General features: G+C 34.2%; 16 protein-coding genes. 1 reads left to right on the plus strand and 15 read right to left on the minus strand.

All coding sequences use genetic code 11. The features are described from left to right. Positions 1-12 precede the first annotated feature (12 nt). From BUB82_RS06620 to BUB82_RS06660, 9 genes are all read right to left on the minus strand, one after another. Positions 13-1,017, minus strand: a complete 1,005-nt coding sequence (locus tag BUB82_RS06620; RefSeq protein WP_073192820.1) for an AAA family ATPase — start codon at positions 1,015-1,017, stop codon at positions 13-15. A 287-nt stretch (positions 1,018-1,304) separates the two neighbouring features. After that, positions 1,305-2,513 (minus strand): murein hydrolase activator EnvC family protein, encoded by a 1,209-nt coding sequence (locus BUB82_RS06625; protein ID WP_073192821.1) that lies wholly within the window; start codon positions 2,511-2,513, stop codon positions 1,305-1,307. Then, positions 2,510-3,268, minus strand: a complete 759-nt coding sequence (locus BUB82_RS06630; protein ID WP_143185658.1) for a lipoprotein insertase outer membrane protein LolB1 — start codon at positions 3,266-3,268, stop codon at positions 2,510-2,512. Before BUB82_RS06630 ends, BUB82_RS06625 begins: the two co-directional genes overlap by 4 nt. A 2-nt stretch (positions 3,269-3,270) precedes the next feature. Continuing rightward, complete coding sequence (locus tag BUB82_RS06635; protein ID WP_143185659.1) at positions 3,271-4,614, minus strand: tetratricopeptide repeat protein; 1,344 nt, start codon at positions 4,612-4,614, stop codon at positions 3,271-3,273. A gap of 5 nt (positions 4,615-4,619) precedes the next feature. After that, positions 4,620-5,633, minus strand: a complete 1,014-nt coding sequence (locus BUB82_RS06640; RefSeq protein WP_073192824.1) for a sugar phosphate nucleotidyltransferase — start codon at positions 5,631-5,633, stop codon at positions 4,620-4,622. Positions 5,634-5,653: 20 nt separating this feature from the next. After that, positions 5,654-6,088, minus strand: coding sequence for a dUTP diphosphatase (gene dut / locus BUB82_RS06645; protein ID WP_073192825.1), 435 nt, complete (start codon positions 6,086-6,088; stop codon positions 5,654-5,656). Positions 6,089-6,093: 5 nt separating this feature from the next. Beyond that, complete coding sequence (locus tag BUB82_RS06650; RefSeq protein WP_073192826.1) at positions 6,094-7,554, minus strand: lipopolysaccharide biosynthesis protein; 1,461 nt, start codon at positions 7,552-7,554, stop codon at positions 6,094-6,096. Positions 7,555-7,659: 105 nt separating this feature from the next. After that, the gene (locus BUB82_RS06655; RefSeq protein WP_073192827.1) at positions 7,660-9,123 is read right to left on the minus strand and encodes a DUF5689 domain-containing protein; all 1,464 of its coding nucleotides are present in this window, start codon (positions 9,121-9,123) and stop codon (positions 7,660-7,662) included. A gap of 17 nt (positions 9,124-9,140) precedes the next feature. Continuing rightward, complete coding sequence (locus BUB82_RS06660; protein WP_073192828.1) at positions 9,141-12,038, minus strand: TonB-dependent receptor; 2,898 nt, start codon at positions 12,036-12,038, stop codon at positions 9,141-9,143. Between the two features lie 135 nt (positions 12,039-12,173). Between BUB82_RS06660 and BUB82_RS06665 the strand changes: the two genes are divergently transcribed. Further along, entirely contained in the window at positions 12,174-13,214 is a 1,041-nt protein-coding gene (locus BUB82_RS06665) for an endonuclease/exonuclease/phosphatase family protein (protein WP_073192829.1), read from the plus strand. Between the two features lie 72 nt (positions 13,215-13,286). Here BUB82_RS06665 and atpG read toward each other — a convergent pair whose 3' ends face one another. The 6 genes from atpG to atpB all read right to left on the minus strand — a co-directional run bounded on the left by atpG (position 13,287) and on the right by atpB (position 18,224). After that, positions 13,287-14,150 (minus strand): ATP synthase F1 subunit gamma, encoded by an 864-nt coding sequence (atpG, locus tag BUB82_RS06670; protein WP_073192830.1) that lies wholly within the window; start codon positions 14,148-14,150, stop codon positions 13,287-13,289. Positions 14,151-14,164: 14 nt separating this feature from the next. Continuing rightward, entirely contained in the window at positions 14,165-15,745 is a 1,581-nt protein-coding gene (gene atpA / locus BUB82_RS06675) for a F0F1 ATP synthase subunit alpha (RefSeq protein ID WP_073192831.1), read from the minus strand. Positions 15,746-15,783: 38 nt separating this feature from the next. Next, positions 15,784-16,314 (minus strand): ATP synthase F1 subunit delta, encoded by a 531-nt coding sequence (gene atpH, locus BUB82_RS06680; RefSeq protein ID WP_073192832.1) that lies wholly within the window; start codon positions 16,312-16,314, stop codon positions 15,784-15,786. A 3-nt stretch (positions 16,315-16,317) separates the two neighbouring features. Further along, positions 16,318-16,818 carry a F0F1 ATP synthase subunit B gene (locus BUB82_RS06685; RefSeq protein ID WP_073192833.1) on the minus strand — a complete coding sequence of 167 codons (501 nt, stop codon included), beginning with the start codon at positions 16,816-16,818 and terminating at the stop codon, positions 16,318-16,320. Positions 16,819-16,897: 79 nt separating this feature from the next. Further along, positions 16,898-17,095, minus strand: a complete 198-nt coding sequence (atpE, locus tag BUB82_RS06690) for an ATP synthase F0 subunit C (RefSeq protein ID WP_073192834.1) — start codon at positions 17,093-17,095, stop codon at positions 16,898-16,900. Between the two features lie 25 nt (positions 17,096-17,120). Then, positions 17,121-18,224 carry a F0F1 ATP synthase subunit A gene (gene atpB, locus BUB82_RS06695; protein ID WP_073192835.1) on the minus strand — a complete coding sequence of 368 codons (1,104 nt, stop codon included), beginning with the start codon at positions 18,222-18,224 and terminating at the stop codon, positions 17,121-17,123. Between the last annotated feature and the right edge of the window lie 15 nt (positions 18,225-18,239).

Raw genomic sequence — 18,239 nt, forward strand, 5'->3', positions numbered from 1 at the left:
ATTATAATTAATCTATGGTACTTCAACAACGTTGATAATCTTACTTATTAAATCTTCTGAAGTGATATTTTCGGCTTCAGCCTCATAGGTGATACCAATTCTATGGCGTAAAACATCATAAACAACCGCACGAACATCTTCTGGTATTACATAACCACGACCTTTGATAAAGGCATAGCATTTTGCTGAAGTTGCCAGATTGATACTACCACGTGGCGATGCACCAAAACTAATGAGTGGTTTGATGTCTTCAAGCTTATATTGCTCTGGGTAACGAGTTGCAAAAATAATATCAAGAATGTAACGCTCAATTTTCTCGTCCATATAAACCAATTTTACGGCTTCTTGAGCGTTTAAAATTTGGTCTAGAGATACAACAGAGTTTACCTTTTCGTAAACGTCCTTTAGGTTAGCGCGAACAATAAGTTGTTCTTCTTCAAGTTTTGGGTAATCGATTACGGTTTTTAGCATAAAACGGTCTACTTGTGCTTCAGGCAAAGGATAAGTTCCTTCTTGCTCAACCGGGTTTTGTGTTGCCATAACTAGAAAAGGCTTGTCAAGTGAAAAGGTTTCATCTCCGATAGTGACTTGCTTTTCTTGCATTGCTTCTAATAGTGCAGATTGTACTTTTGCTGGCGCCCTGTTTATTTCGTCAGCGAGAACAAAGTTGGCAAATATTGGTCCCTTTTTAATACTAAAATCGTTTTCTTTCATGTTGTAAATCATGGTACCAACAACATCGGCAGGTAATAAATCTGGTGTGAACTGTATACGACTAAAGTCGCCTTGAACCGCTTTTGATAAAGTATTAATTGCCAGAGTCTTTGCCAAACCTGGAACACCTTCTAGCAAAATATGTCCTTTACCTAATAAACCTATTAATAATCGTTCAACCATGTGTTTTTGGCCAACAATAACTTTGTTCATTTCATTCACTAAAAGGCTTACAAAAGCGCTTTCCTCTTTAATCTTTGCATTGATTGCTGCAATGTCCATACTAGAATTCTGGTCTTCCATAATCTAAATTTCTTATATAACTATTAGGTTTACTAATATGTACGCAAATTGAAAAAATAATTGTACTGCGCTTGTTAATGAGTGGTTAAAAAAATTGATTAAAGAAAAGCTTAAGTGAGTTTTATCAAATCTATTAGGATTATTTAAAAGTTTAGGCTAAAAACTTAAACAAAAACTTATTTAGAAATACTCCAAAGAAAAACAACAAATTATGAATACCCTGCAAATTGCACTTAGGTTAACCAATACTTTAAGATTAGAAATTATGGTTTTAGCTGTAAATCAGCCTACATTTTATAAATCCAAACTTCAGGATTAAGTTTATTTAAATTTTTAAATAACTGAAAAAACAAAGTGGTTTTACCAGAAGATGAATTAATACCAACACGACCAATATCTTGGTTTCTAAAAACTTTATCGCCAGGCTCAACAAAAACTTCGGCTAAGTTATTGTAGACTGAAATATAATCACCATGCCTTATCATCACGGCAATATTAGCACCTGGAATTTTATTAATTTGGCTTACTGTTCCTTCAAAAATAGCCCTAGCATTGCTGTTTACTTCTGTATCAATTCTAACACCATTACTTTCAATCATAGCTGTTTTTACAATCGGATGGCGATGTTTTCCAAAACGCGTAGAAACAATTCCTGAAACAACTGGCCAAGGTAACTTTCCTTTATTATCTGCAAAATTATCGGCTAAGGCTTTTGCTTCTGGTGTTAATTTAAACCGTGTTGATGATTTTGAACCGGCAATGGCATTTTCACGAGCTATAGCTTCTTTAATTAAGCGTTCAATTTCTTGATCAATTTTAGCAATTGCTTTTTGCTTGCGTTCAAGTTCATTTTGATAATTTTTTTCTTCTAATTTGATTTGCTTAATCAACTGGTCAAGGTTTGTTTTTTTATCAACAAGCTTTGCTTTAGCCTTTCTGTTATCTGCTAAAATAGCTTCTTTATTTTGACGTTGAGCAAAAAGTTGTTCATTCAATTGTTGAAGCTCAATTGTTTTTTGCTGAATTTCTTCACCTTGTTGTTTGCGGTAATTAGCATATTGTTTCATGTACTGCAAGCGTTTATAAGCTTGAAAAAACGATGCAGACGACAATAAAAACATAACGCGGTTTTGTTTATTTTTACTGCGATATGACTGTTTAATCATTAAAGCATAATCGTTTTTCAATTGCTCTAAATCAGTTCTAAGGCGGTCAATTTTAAGGGTGTTTTCATCAATATTTTGTGTAATTAAATTGGCTTCTTGATTATATACCCGTATCAACTTTTCGGTAGACTTGATTTGCAGCTGTAAGTCTTCAACTTCTTCTAGGAGTGACTTCTCTCGCTCCTGAGTGGAAATTAATATGCTGTTAATTGAAGCTATTTCTTTTTGAATTTCTTTCCGCCTTGCTTCTAGCTCTGCCTTAGTTTGTGCAACTGTTGAAGTTACCGCACTACAAATAATCAAAAATAAGATTGCTCTAAAAAACCTCATAACTCGATTGGTTTGTAATTAGATGGAATTGAAAATGGAAAACGAAGATTTTCATTTAAAGTTACTGATTTAAAATCTAAGTCAATATGTATAACTGATTGATTTTCTTTAGCTAAAATACGTAATTCTTCTGGAAAAAATTGTTGGTTAAGCTTTCTAAATTTATCGTAATTAACTTGTAATGAACGGTTTTGTTTAGCTAAACTCTGTTCTGATAACCTAAATTGTTTTGCATCTAAAACGGCCTTAAACACCATTAAGGGTTGAGCTTCAGTTAAACTAACAAAGTTTGGTGCGCTATAATAAAGCGACTTCTTTTTTAAAGGATAAAAGTTGATGCCCAACAATAAATTTTGCAGTTGTTCAAAATTAATTTCAACACCTAAATACTTTTTAGCAATACTAAAATCACCTTTAAAATAAGTCTTATTAATTTTTTCGTAGAACATAACTTCTTCAGGTGTCACTAAGACTTTTGCAACAGTGAGCAAACCCATTAATTTTGCACTTAGCCAAATGGTTTTATCTTTTTCTATACGATAAGTGATGTTTAAAGATTGTGTATCGTCTTCAGAAGCGTAAATAGCTTTAATTTTACCGTTAATTGTTTTGAAATCTGGTTGATTATTTTGGTAGTTTTTTAAAGCCACACGTTCAGATACAACGTCTTTTTCTTTTGATAGTGACTTAGTAGACTTACAGGATGAAATTAGAAAACAACTGATGATTATTATTAAAACCGATTGATATCTCATATTTATTTGTTGAGCTGTGATTGATGAAATTTAATTTTTTCGGGTTGGTCTAAGCCTTTATAAATTTTGATGTAAAGCGTATGAAACTTTTGCTGTAATACCGATTGACCAACAAGTAAACTAAATCCCATATCTAATTGTTGTAAAGCATTTTTAAGATTGCTTTGTTCATATAATGCGGCAGACTTAGCATAATAAAAAACAGGTTGTGCAGGAAAAAGCTCTAAAGCTGAATTGGAATAGTTTAAAACTTCAGAAAACGCTCCTAACATTAATCCTAAATTAATCACTTCTTTATATAACTTAAAATCTTGAGGCTTATTGTCTAAAGCTTGTTTAAAGTAGTCATAGGCTTTTTGGGGATTTTTGGTCTTATAAAATTGGGCTAATTCAGCTTTACTAGCGCTTTGTTCTTCAGTTGAAATCGCCGAATTTAAAACTTCTAACAGGTCTTGCTGCAAGTCTTGATCTTGGGCTGTAAATGTTTTATAAGCTTTAATGACTTCTAACTTTTTTGCTTCAGTTAAGCGCCTGCTTTGCACCACGTTTTTAGTGGCTTTTTTAGCCTTCTTAGGATGATTTAAGACCATATAAGCTTTTGCTAAATAGGCATCGACTTGGTCTGAATAGCTGATATTTTGTTTAGCTTGAAGAGCAATATTAATAATATTTTTATAATCTTTTTTAACTGAAAATAACTCTAATAAAGCTAAATAAGGACTTGTATCTGTTGTATTTGTTTTAAGTCGATTTGAAAAATAAGCTTCTCCTTCTTGAAACATTGATGTAGACATGTAAATATTTAAACGCATTTGGTCACGATAATCTGAATAACCTAAAATTTGTTCAATTTGTCTTAAAACCTCTAATGCTTTTTGAGGCTGCTGATTCAGCAAATACAAATTAGCAAGCTCTTGCTTAAAACTGAAGTCAGTTTCACTTAAAATCAATGCTTGTTCAATGGCTTTTTCGATTGATTTTTGTTCTAAATACAAATCAAATAACTGTCTTCTTATTAATTTTTTATTGTCTTCACTAGCTAATTTTTGTGCCTTTTGGTAGGCAGACTGAGCTGATTTGAAATTTTTGAGTTGTTGGTGATTCTTGCCTAATAAATTGTAGACAGCCATTTGCGTGCTGTCTATCATTTTACATTGTTGAAGTGCTTCAATAGCTTTTGAAGGATTGTTGATTGCCGTTTGTGCGATTGCTTTAAAAAACAGTTCTTGAAATTCGTCTGTTACATTGCCCAAATCATCGGTTGCTGGCTCTAAAGCCATGCTAGGGTTTTGTGCCTGTAGCGCAAAACCCCAAATACAAAACATGACAATGTAAAACTGTTTCATCTTTACTAGTCTAAAACTGAATAATCACCAATACTAATTGATGTAAACTCACCATTAAATTTAGCATGATTGCCAATCATGGCGTTATCTAAAGCAGCATTCTTAATATGTGAATGTTCTTGAATAAGCGAATTTTTAATCTTAGAATCTTCAACAACACTATGATTTCCGATCGATACATTTGGGCCTATTTTAGCATTTTTAAGAACTACATTTTCGCCTATAAAACAAGGGTCGATAATTTCAGCATTTTCAAGAGTTACATTTTTAGAAATCAGTTGTTCTTTTCCCTCTTTTTGAATAAAATTCAACATACGTGAATTCGTATCGACAGTTACAGTTTTGTTACCACAATCCATCCATTCATTTACTTTTCCAGGCTTAAAGCTTGCACCATCAGCTCTCATTTTATCAATACCATCATTAATTTGATATTCGCCACCGCGCATCATATTTTGTGCAATCACTTCTTCAAGTTTTGACTTCAACACGGCAACATCTTTAAAATAATAAATGCCAATAACAGCTAAGTCAGAAACGAATTCACTTGGCTTTTCAACAAGTTCTGTAATTTCATGATCTTGATTGAGTTTTACAACACCGTAGGCACTAGGATTTTCAACTTGTTTTACCCACATCACAGCGTCTGCAGATTTATCTAAATTAAAATCAGCCTTAAATAAAGTATCTGCATAAGCGACAACTGCTGGACCTTGAAGAGAATCTTTTGCACACATGATAGCATGACCAGTGCCAAGCGGCTGGTCTTGATAATAAATACTTGGTTTGGCATTTAAATTTTTGGCGACTTCAGTCAATTTTTCTTCGATCGCTTGGCCAAAATCTTCAGAAATAATAAAGGCAACCTCATCTATAGTTTCGTCTAAAACACCAGCAATATCTTCGACTAATCGCTGAACAATAGGTTTGCCAGCAATTGGTATTAATGGTTTAGGGACTGTTAAAGTGTGCGGTCTAAGACGTGAGCCACGACCAGCCATTGGTACAATTATTTTCATAAGTTTAGTATATGTTAGTTTTAGTTAATTCCGGTACTTCCAAAACCACCGTGACCACGAGTGGTTTCATTTAATGTTTCAACTTCAAGAAACTTAGCTTGCTCAACCTGTGCGAATACAAGCTGTGCGATACGATCGCCATCTTGAATGGTAAAGACTTCATTAGATAAGTTAACCAATATAACGCCAATTTCGCCACGGTAATCTGCATCTATTGTGCCTGGGGAATTTAAAACCGTAATGCCTTTTTTTAAGGCTAAACCACTTCTGGGGCGAACTTGTGCTTCGTAACAAGGAGGCAAAGCTATAAACAAGCCAGTTTTAATTAATGCGCGCTCTAAAGGCTTCAACTGTATGGATTGATCTAAATTAGCTCGCAAATCAACACCAGCTGATTGCTCGGTTTCATAAATTGGCAATTGATGTTTAGAAGTGTTTTTTATGGTAACTTTCATCCTGACTAATTTTGTAACATATGTTTAATTTCATCTTTTTCATTTAAGTAAATTAATGTGATATAGCCTAATAAACTTAAAATACCGAAGATATAATTTTCTGGCATGACATAAAACGATATCACGCTAATTACAACTGAAACACAAAAATATAAGCTGATGCGTTTTAATTGAAATGGAATTGGATAATATTTTCGGGAATAAAGGTATGAAATTAACATCATTGAAAAATAGGCTGCTAAAGTTGCAATAGCAGAACCCATGTAGCCAATATAAGGAATTAAGCTGAAGTTAACAGCAAGCGTTATAATTGCGCCTACGGTTGAAATATATGCCCCAAATTTAGTTCGATCAGTTACTTTATACCAAACCGAAAGGTTATGATATATACCTAAACAAAAGTTGGCTACAAGTAAAATTGGGACTATAGCCAAAGCTTCATAATAGCTTTCTTTTTGAAGAATAATTGATTTAATAGGGTTAATAAATACAACAACTCCAATTAAAATCAGGGCTCCAAAAATCACAAAATACTTGGTAATTGTGGCATAAGCCACTTCGGGTTGTTTACTTTTAGAATGGCTGAAAAAAAATGGCTCTATTCCTAATCGAAAGGCGGTAACATAAAGCATCATAAATACAGCAATTTTATAACATGCGGAATAGGCGCCGATAATTTCTTTAGGATTGTCTTCAGGCAATAAATAGTTCAATAAAATTCGGTCGAATACCTCATTAACCGAAAAAGCTAAACCAGCAACTAAAATAGGCCAAGAGTAGTTTAGCATTTGCTTTAAAAGCTTCGTGTTAAGGCTAAATTTAAGCTTAAAATAAAACGGCAAGACAAAGACTAAAGATGATAAACTTGCAATTAGATTAGCGATAAATACATAACTGATTTGAAAATCATCAACATAAATCGCTTCTAAAAATTCAAATTTTGAGTGTAATTGAACTAACCAAGCTAAGAAAAAAAAATTGAGCAAGAAGTTGATACTAACATTAGTCACTTTAATAACTGCAAATTTTACAGGCTTTTTATTAGCGCGCATATAAGCGAACGGAATAACAACTAGAACATCTAAAATTAATATACCTATAACATAAGCCAAATAATCAGCTTTAATATCAAGAAATTGACTTATAGAATTTAGATTTAAAAAGGCCAATGCCAAAAAAATAACACTTGTAATGATGAGCGACCAAGTTGAAGTATTGACAACATCGTTTTGTTTGGATTTTGGTTGGTTACTATAAAACCTAAAAAAAGCGGTTTCCATACCATAAGTTAGTAGTACATTAAAAATAACAAAATAGGCAAAAACCACTGAAAGTTCGCCATATAATTCACGATCATCAAAATACTTGGTATGGACAATAACCAACAAAAAACTAATCATTCGTGGTAGAACTGTCGCTAAACCATAAATAAAAGTTTGTTTAAAAAGTGATTTATATGCTGACAAGTTGATTTTGTATTGAATCTCAAATGTATTAAAATTAAAGTTAACGCATAAAAAAACTGCTTGAATGAATCAAGCAGTTTTTTTTATTAAGTTGATAGATAGATATTACTCTACGTTAACCATAATTTCGTCTAATTCATAAGTACCATCAGCACCTGTACTACCACTACCAATGTATTTAAATGCAAAATGGCCGTTCGCTTCAAAGCATGACATATCTACAACACCAGACTCAACCCAATTGGCGAAGTATTCATCATCGCTAACAATGACAGCGTCATCAATTAAGCCCCAATCTGCCGTTGCGATTCCAGCTTCAGTACCATCCCAATTTGTAGAATATAATAACTGTAAATTACTATCATCAGAGAAACTATTAGATGTTTTAAACTCTAAAGTGACTTTAGAGTTTGATTCTATATCAACTTCAGGAGAGATTAACCATGCTACACTACTATCATCACCAGATTGAAATGAGCCTATTCGTGCAGAAGTTCCTAAAGAAGCATTTGTACCACCTGCGGAGTAAGTTTCCCAAGTCACAGAACCAGCTTCGATATAATTAGTCCAACCAGCAACATTTACAGGACCTGTTCCTTCACCTTCAAAATCAAGATTAATCAATTCATTAGCAGCAGCCGTTGTTGTACCGCAAGAATAAACTAATGGGTCACAACGCTCTCCATTCATATCAATAAAATTAGGTGAAGGCATATAAAACGTATATTTATCAGCTTCAAAAGTACGTGTCAATACACCCATTGCACTACCTGAACCCTGTGGGATTGAAAGCGCTTTAAAATCAGCAAATGTTGAAGTACTCAAAATAATTTGACTACCATTTTCACAGCTTTCCAAGATACGCTCACCGTCAAACTCGTCATTATCTTCACTAGCATAAGAAATTGAATTAACAACGTTATCACCTTCAAAAGTCATATATTCTCTTAAAAACTGAACATTATCAAACACAACTGCTGTGTTTAACAAGTCTGGTGTAAGATTTCCTGGGTTAACTAAAGTAGGTGTGATTTCAGCAACTTCGGAGCTTCTAATAACATAATCATCAAAAAACGATTCTCCTATTTGACCAATCTGACCTCCATCATTGAAGCCTAACTCTGGGACTCCATAATCACCGCTTGCAATATCGTTGGGATTATCAACATCTTGACCAACAGAAAGACCATCTAGTTTGATGTAGACTTTTTGGCCAACTTCAAATAACGTAAATAAAGGTGCTTTATTCACTTGAATTGAAAACCCAACTGTAGGATTTTCAGGTTTATCTTGGATTACTATTTCTTTGTAAAAATTTCCGCCATTATCTGAAGACACCACATAACCTACTGCATAGTTATTTGTGCCTTGAAAAGTATAAAGTTCATAATTGTTTTGAATCAACTCTGCATAAACAGTAGAAAGTTCTACTATATCACCATTTATTTCAGGCTCTACTGCCGAAAAAGTAATATCAGCATAATCGTCTTCACCTACACAAGAAGTGAATAATGTGGCTGTTGCAATAAACAACAGGCTTAATACGTGGTTAAATTTTAGCGTTTTCATTATAATCAATTTATTTTTTAGAATCTTAAGTAAACATTTAAATAATAGGTTGTTCCATAACCCATAAAGTATCGGTTTCCAAACAATGCGCCGTTTGGTCTAGACATATCTTCTAATCTAGAAATATAATTTGAGGTACGTGATTGCTCAAAACCACCTGTTTTGTAGACCTCATCTAATACATTGTTAACCACTGCAAAGAAACCAAGGAAGTAATCATCTATTCTCCAAGATTTACCAGCTGTAAGGTTAACCAACATATAATCATCAAATTTTTCTTGCTTTATTAAATCTCTTGCGATAGACTCGTTATACAAAGTATATGGCAGTCCAGCATGATCTAATGCAAAGTTATCAGATCTTAAAATACCACTTGGGCTAATATACGAATTTGAGAAATGATTAACGGTTACACCTAAATTCCAATAATCAGGATCTCGATATTCAAAACCTAATTGAAATACACGTTCTGGACCACCAGGTACATGTAAATCTTTCATATCTGTTTTGCCGTCACCAAATCTTAATTGTTGACCAGGAAAGTTCTGACTTGTAAGATAAAGGTCTGGATTATTAGTATAAACGTAATTACCAAATGACCCAGCAGCTTTCAATTTTAAGGTTGAATGCACTTGAGCTTCAACACCAAACTCCATACCATAGTGGCGGCGATCCATGCCTGTCATCACTTCTTGCACAAAAGCACTAAAATCTGTCTGAGGCGCTTGTTCAAGGGAATGATTTGTTAAATCTTGTGTAAAATAAAAGCCTACATTGGTTTCATCTTGAAAACCTGCATAAAAACCTGTGACCCTAGCATTAAATAAAGGAGATTTAAAAATATAACTTAGGTCTAAGGCTTGTGATTTAACTTCAGTCAAGCCATCAACAATTTCATGGGTTTGACGGGCATTACTATATGAATTCCTTATTGTTGGTGCGTTTTGCTGGTAAGCCGCGTTAAAATCAATTAAGTGGCGACCAGTAATTTTATAAACGGCTCCCGCTTTCAATCCATAAGTCGTAAAGTCAAGTTCTTCTCCTGGCCCAAATGAATTGTCTTCAATAATTTCTCCCGTTTCTTCGTCAAGCAATGTATAAAATCCGTTACGGAAATTACCTGTTCTTTGGTAAGTTGTTTTTCCAAATTTTGCACCTACATGAAAATCGATAGCTCTGTATTTAAATTGCAGTTGTGTAAAAGCATCATAGACTTCAGCATCAATATCATAATTATATTCAAATCGATCTCCTTCTTGTACAAGACGATTTGGATTATTTAAATCACTTTGTGCTAAATCTCGAGCAACTCCACTCACAGTTTCACTTTCCTCAGCAAAGAAGTCGACATCTAGAAACTGTTGGCCTCCAAGTAAGTCTTCAACTTGTGCAAAATTTTCACTATGTAAGTTTCGATAATTCAGTCTTCCATTTAAGGTTATATTTTCAGAAAGCTCAGCATTAATAATTGAATTAAATGTGAGTTGGTCATCTTCAATTCGGTCAGACTTTAACATATAAACAGAGTTACCTCCAAAGTTTTTATTCGCTAGATAAGCTTCAGACCAATCAAACTGTCCATCATTTACAAAAGCTTCCCTTGCATCATATGCATTTTGATAATCGGAAGCTGATGGCGTAAAATCTTGTAGGTAATAACTTGGTAAATTCTGGTAATAAATAGGCGATGGATTTCTAGCTCCACCAAGGTATGTTTGTTCACCTGTGTTTGGGTTTGTGTACAATTTCGTACCGCCATTTTCTAACCTTATACGAGAGCTGTAACCAGTTTGATAAGCGACATTTGTGTTTATAGATAACTTATCTGAAAGATCCCAAAAGTGATTCAGCATAAAAACAGGTTGCTCATTTCTATTTTCTCTTGTGTTTCGTTTCTCACCATTATGATAACCCCAGTTAGGATTATATTCATTCCCTCTTAAATCAATAACTTCTTGAGTAATTGCAGTACTTGTCCCTCTGTGGTTAGGAGAATAAAAGCTAGAAAAATTCAAACTATGTTTATCGTTTAATTGTTTTTCAACAGCTAAGAAAAAAGAATTAGCATCATATGATGTTCCTTCTTTAAAACCTTCTTCTCCAAAACGGCGAGACATTAAAACTGAATAAGACCAACCGCCATTTAAAGCGCCAGAATTATAACTTCCCATAACTCGTCCTTGATAGCTACGATTTGATGATGCATAAGAAACACGACCGCCTTTTCTCATTTTTGAAGCACGCATGATGATGTTAGTTGTACCACCAATATCCCCAAAATTGTAATCACTTGCTTTTGTGTTTCTAACAAATACACGGTTACGCTGAACATCGTTCAAGCCACCCCAAGTCCCCCAACTTGGTCTACCGTCGTATTGTTCATTCATTTCGATTCCGTTAATTAAAACTTTACCGCTAGCGTTATCAAATCCACGTGGATTAAAAAAGGCTGCACTAAAATCGAAAGCTGCGGCTCTTAAATACGTATCTTGTGATGAAGCCAACAAACCAGAAATGTTTGATGAAGAGACGTCATCTCCGTTTAGTTCGTTATCTGCAAGACTGATTGTACTAATTTGATAGTTCTCTTTAGTAATGTCATAATTTAAAAAAAGATCTCCTAAATCTAAAGTTTGACCTTCATTAATAACAATAGGATACTTTTTAGATTCATAATCTTCTTTAGAAATTAGTAAAATCTGCTCACCTAGTGGTAAATTTAAACCTTCAAAGTTAAAAACCCCTGAATTGTTAGTAAGCACTTTAATTTCGGTACCATCGATGCTAATCTTTGCATTTGGAATTGCATCTCCAGAAACATCTTCGAACAATCGCCCTTTTACGTTGGTTTGCTGTGCAAAAGACTGCAATGCTAAAAGGAATGTGAAAATGCTTAATAGTTGTAGTTTACGCATTTTGTTAATTTAAATTAAATTGTCTTAATTTTAAGAAAACATTATTTCGGGCTGCAAATGTAGTTAAATATTGTTTATTGATTATTTTTGAGGCCTAAAAATAATCTAATTTTACATTATCTTAAAATTGAATCTATGTTTAAAAAGAGTTTACTCGTTGTTATTACAATCGCACTAAGCATTAACGTTTATGCGCAAAAAAAAGAATATAAAGTTAATACCATTGCCTTTTATAATCTTGAAAATTTATTTGACACTATTAACGATGTCACTAAAAATGATGAGGCCAGCCCAATTATGGAAATGAGTGAAGGCGTTCGCGCTAGCGTTTACGAAAAAAAACAAAAAAATATGGCTCGCGTTATTAGTAAGATTGGTTTCGATTTGGCTCAAAATGCGCCAGCCATTGTTGGCGTTTGCGAAGTAGAGAACTTTGATGTATTACAAGACTTGGTCAATCAACCCGCTTTAAGAAAATACAATTACGGCATTGTACATTATGATTCTCCAGATGAACGTGGAATTGATAATGCGCTACTATACCAAAAAGCTATTTTTAAACCCACCTTTAGCGATACTGAAGAGCTTATCATGTACAGAGGAAGTGATCGGAGTAAACGAGATTATACCAGAGATCAGCTCTACGTAAAAGGTTTACTTGACGGCGAAGAAATACATTTTTTAGTTAACCACTGGCCTTCACGTGGAAGTTCTGAAGCTAAACGAATTTTAGCAGCGAAATCATCTCGATCTGTCGTCGACTCCATTCAAGGTGCGGATCCGTATGCAAAAATTATGATAATGGGCGATTTTAATGATGGACCTTACAACAAAAGTATTACTGATAACTTATTAGGCGTGGGCAAAAGACGCAAAGTAAAACTAAAAGAACTCTATAATCCTTTTGATAAAATTTACAAACAAGGTATCGGCACGATTGCTTGGAGAGATACATGGGATTTATTTGATCAAATTATGATGTCTAAATCACTTATTCAAAAAGATTATAGTACTTATCAAATGTACAAAGCCAGCGTATTTAATGCTAATTTCTTACAAAACCCTGAAGGGCAATATAAAGGGTATCCTTTCCGTGCATTTGCTGATGGTGGTTTTACGGGTGGTTATAGCGACCACTTCCCAGTATTTGTACATATTATTAAAGAGGTAAATTAACCACAAAACTTAATTGAACTAAAAAAGCCTCGTGAATCGAGGCTTTTTTAGTTTTGAAAAATATGTAAATATTTATGAGCTTAATGCTTCTGCTCCAGCAACAATTTCTAAAATTTCATTTGTAATCGCTGCTTGACGTGCTTTATTATATGATAATTTTAAACCATCTCTCAATTCTGTTGCGTTATCTGTTGCTTTATGCATTGCCGTCATTCTTGCGCCATGCTCAGAAGCAATGGAATCACGAAGCGCTTTAAATAATTGAATCTTTAATGACTTAGGAATTAACTCATTTAAAATTTCAACTTTGCTTGGCTCATAAATATACTCTGTTGAAGCAGCATCTTGTGGCGTTTCAGTTGAAGTTTCTAATGGTAAAAACTGTTCAGCCTTAACTATTTGTGTTGCTGCATTTTTAAAGCTGTTGTAAACGAAGATAATTTTATCATAGGTTTTATCTGCGTAAGCTTTCATAATATATTCAGCAATCTCGGCAACTTCATCGTAAGTTGGATTTTCAGTCACATTGGTATTAACATCAATAACTGTTTGATTTTTCTTCAATATGTCGTTGGCCTTTTTACCGATGCTAAATAATTCAACTTCTGCAGAAGCATATTCATTCACAAGCGCATTAGTTCGTTTTACAATATTCGAATTAAAAGCACCCGCCAAACCTCTATTTGAGGAAATAGGAACAATCAATACCTTTTCAACTGGTCTTACCTGCGTATAAGGACTTTGAGCATCACCTTCTAAAGATGCGCTTAAATTTTGAAGAAGTTCTGTTAACTTTTCAGCATAAGGCCGCATTTTAGTGATAGCGTCTTGAGCTTTATTCAACTTTGCAGCCGAAACCATTTTCATGGCACTCGTGATCTGCATCGTTGAGGATACCGAGGTAATTCTGTTTCTTAATTCTTTTAAATTAGCCATAAGCTAAATGGTGTTTAAGCTTTATATTTTGAAGCAACTTCTTTAGCAGCACTTTCTAAAGCATCGGTTGCTTCATCGGTTAACTTACCAGATTTCAACGTTTTTAAAGCGCCCTTGTGTTTTGCTTCTAAATAATTAATGAAGTCAGTCTCAAATTCACGTACACGCTCTACAGGAACTTCTTTTAATAAGTTTTTAGTGCCTAAATAAACTGAAGCAATTTGATGCTCGACAGGAAAAGGATTGGATTCTGATTGCTTAAGCAACTCAACATTACGTTTACCTTTTTCAATAGTACTTTGTGTTGAAGCATCTAAATCTGAACCAAATTTAGCAAAAGCTTCAAGTTCACGGTATTGTGCTTGGTCAAGTTTTAATGTTCCAGCCACCTTTTTCATCGATTTAATTTGGGCAGAACCACCAACACGTGATACTGAAATACCAACATCAATCGCAGGTCTAACACCTGAGTTAAATAAATCTGTCGTTAAGAAAATCTGGCCATCAGTAATCGAAATCACATTTGTTGGAATATAAGCCGAAACATCTGCCGCTTGAGTTTCAATAATTGGTAAGGCTGTTAGCGAACCGCCACCTTTTACTTTATCTTTCAATTGCTCAGGTAAGTCATTCATTTGACTTGCAATTTTATCATCGTTGATAATTTTAGCTGAGCGCTCTAATAATCTTGAGTGTAAGAAGAATACATCACCTGGATAAGCTTCACGACCTGGAGGTCTTCTTAATAATAAAGAAACCTCACGGTAAGCTACCGCTTGTTTAGATAAATCATCATAAACAATTAATGCAGGACGACCTGTATCTCTAAAATATTCGCCAATTGCAGCACCTGCCATTGGAGCATAAACCTGCATTGGTGCAGGATCTGAAGCATTAGCAGCAACAATAGTTGTATAAGCAAGTGCACCTTTTTCTTCTAAAAGATTAGCAATTCCAGCAACTGTAGAAGCTTTTTGACCAATTGCTACATAGATACAGAAAACAGGTTCTCCTCTATCGTAGAATTCTTTTTGATTCAAAATTGTGTCAATACAAACCGTCGTTTTTCCGGTCTGTCTATCTCCGATAACCAATTCACGCTGACCACGACCAACTGGAACCATAGCGTCTATAGCTTTGACACCAGTCTGCATAGGTTCAGAAACAGGCTCACGATAAATAACACCTGGCGCTTTACGTTCAAGTGGCATTTTAATGGTTTCGCCTTCAATAGCGCCTTTACCGTCGATAGGTTGACCTAATGTGTTAACAACACGGCCTACAATACCTTCACCAACGTTAATCGATGCAATTTGATTAGTTCGTTTAACTGTATCACCTTCAGCGATTTCAACAGAAGACCCTAAAATAACCACACCAACACTGTCGGCTTCAAGGTTTAATATCATTCCTTCTAAACCACTTTCAAACTGAACAAGTTCACCGTATTCAGCATTGGTTAAGCCGTAAACGTTAGCGATACCATCACCAACCTTTAAAACTGTTCCAACTTCTTCTAGTGATGCTTCTGATTCGAAGCCAGAGATTTGCTTTTTTAAAATTGCTGAAACTTCAGCAGGATTTACTTCAGCCATAACTTATAATTGCGTTAATTGGTCTTGTGGACCGTTGCTTAATTTAATAATTTTCGTTTTAAGGTGTTTAAATTACCTTGTACACTTGCGTCAAATTGCAAGTCGTTAACTCTTAGGATAAATCCACCGAGTATACTTTGATCTATAATATTTGTAATCGTAGCCGTATTACCTGTGACTGCTTTTACTTTAGCTTGTACTTTTTCTTCAATAGCGTTTGTCATTTTTACTGCAGTAGTAACTTGAGCATCTTGTAAATTATTCAATTGTTTGTAATGAACTATAAATTCATCTGCTACAAGACTTAAAAGGCTAATACGTTTGTTATCGCAAAGCACCTTGAATATATCAAGTACTATTTTATCTGCAAAAGAAAAAACTTCCTTAACCACAGCGAGTTTGTCTGAAAGGCTTACAACTGGGCTATGCAGAACAGCTTTAAGTTCTTTATTTTGCGTAGTTGTTGTAAAGATTTGTTGCATTTGCTTGTAGATTGTGTCTAGGTTATTATTTTCCTGAGACAATTCTACTAGTGCTTTTGCATATCGTTTAGCAGCTCTTCTACTCATGGTTTAATTGGCTTTAACGTCATCTAGCATTTTATTAATCAGCTCCATTTGCGATTTATCATCACTTAGGTCTTGCTTAATAACCTTTTCGGCAATTTGAAGTGAAAGTGTTGCAACTTGCTCATTAATTTCAGAAAGTGCAGCCTTTTTCTCAGACTGAATTGTTTCTTGTGCTTTAGCTATAATTGTATTCGCCTTTTCAGTGGCGTCTTCAGTTGCTTCTGCCATGATTTTCTTCTTCATTTCTTGAGCCTCTTTCAACATTTCATCACGGTCAGCTCTCGCTTCTTGTAACATTTTCTCATTATCGGCTTTAAGATTAGCCATTTCTTGTTTGGCTTTTTCAGCAGATTCAAGAGCATTTTTGATACCTTCTTCTCTTGTATTTAAACTATCAAGAATTGGCTTCCAAGCAAACTTTCTTAACAATACAATTAGTATTATTAGGATAATTCCTTGCCAAAAAAACAAACCAAAACTAAAGTCGTTAATTAACTTTTCCATTATAAATAATATTCAGATTAATGTTAAAACAAACCGCTGCAACCAATCGTTACAGGCGGTTTGATTTTTTCATTTTTGCTTATGCTTTACCTAAAATAAGTGCAGCGAAAGCTAAACCTTCTAATAAGGCCGCAATAATAATCATTGCTGTTTGAATTTTTCCTGAAGCTTCAGGTTGACGAGCAATTGCTTCCATAGCAGAACCACCGATCTTTCCAAGACCCATACCTGCACCGATTACAATTAAACCTGCTCCAACTAATACTGGAATTTCCATAATTTACAATTTATATAGTTAACAATTAAATAATTTCATTTGTTTCAAGCTCTTCATCATGAGCATGGTCATGTTCTTCTACCGCTAAACCTATAAATAGTGCCGATAACATTGTAAAAATGTAAGCTTGTAGAAAAGCAACTAATAACTCTATAACCGAAATAAACAAAGCAAGCGCCAAAGATATTGAAGTGTCGGCATAAACATTTTTACCAACAAATATCAAGGCAATTAAACTCATAATTACAACGTGGCCTGCTGTAATGTTTGCAAATAGACGAATCATCAATGCAAACGGCTTTGTTAAGGTTCCTAATAATTCAATAGGGATTAAAATAATTTTCATTGGGACTGGCACACCTGGCATCCAGAAAATATGCTTCCAATAATCTTTATTAGCACTAAATTGTGTTATTAAATAAGTAAATAGTGCCAAACAAGCTGTTACCGCAATATTACCTGTTACATTAACACCTAACGGTGTCATTCCTAATAAGTTTAATATCCAAATAAAGAAAAATACGGTTAACAAGAAACCCATAAATTTTCTATACTTTTTCTCTCCGATGTTAGGAATTGCAATATCATCTCTCACATAAATCACTAAAGGTTCTAAAACACGACCAAAGCCTTTAGGTAATTGAGAGTTTTTATAGTTTTTAGCCAAACTACCAAACATCAACAACAACAAAACAGATGTTAGCAACATTGTAGTTACATTTTTTGTTATTGATAAATCAAGAGGTTTAGAATTAGTTGGGTGGTTATCTTCATCTAAAGATATAGTTCCTTCAGCGTCGGTTTTATAAATTTTTCCGTGATAGATTTTGTAATAATTTCCATCAACCTCAGCGACTGTTTCACCATGATGAAATTTTGAGGAAGAAAACACTTTTAACCCATCATCAATTAAAATAATTGGTAAAGGAAAGCCAACATGTTCTCCAGTTTCACCATCGCTCCAAAAGTTGAAATAGTAAGAGTCTTGTAAGTGATGATCGATATATGCATCGATTTCAGATTTTGAATCTACAGCGCCTTTGCTTTCATTATCACCTTTGGCAAATGTGCTGAGTGAACAAAAGACTACTAAACTTAAGATAAACTTGGTAATACTGAAGTTTTGCATTTGTATTGCGTTAAT

Origin of the sequence: Psychroflexus salarius (assembly GCF_900129035.1) — a bacterium.
Lineage (GTDB): Bacteria > Bacteroidota > Bacteroidia > Flavobacteriales > Flavobacteriaceae > Psychroflexus > Psychroflexus salarius.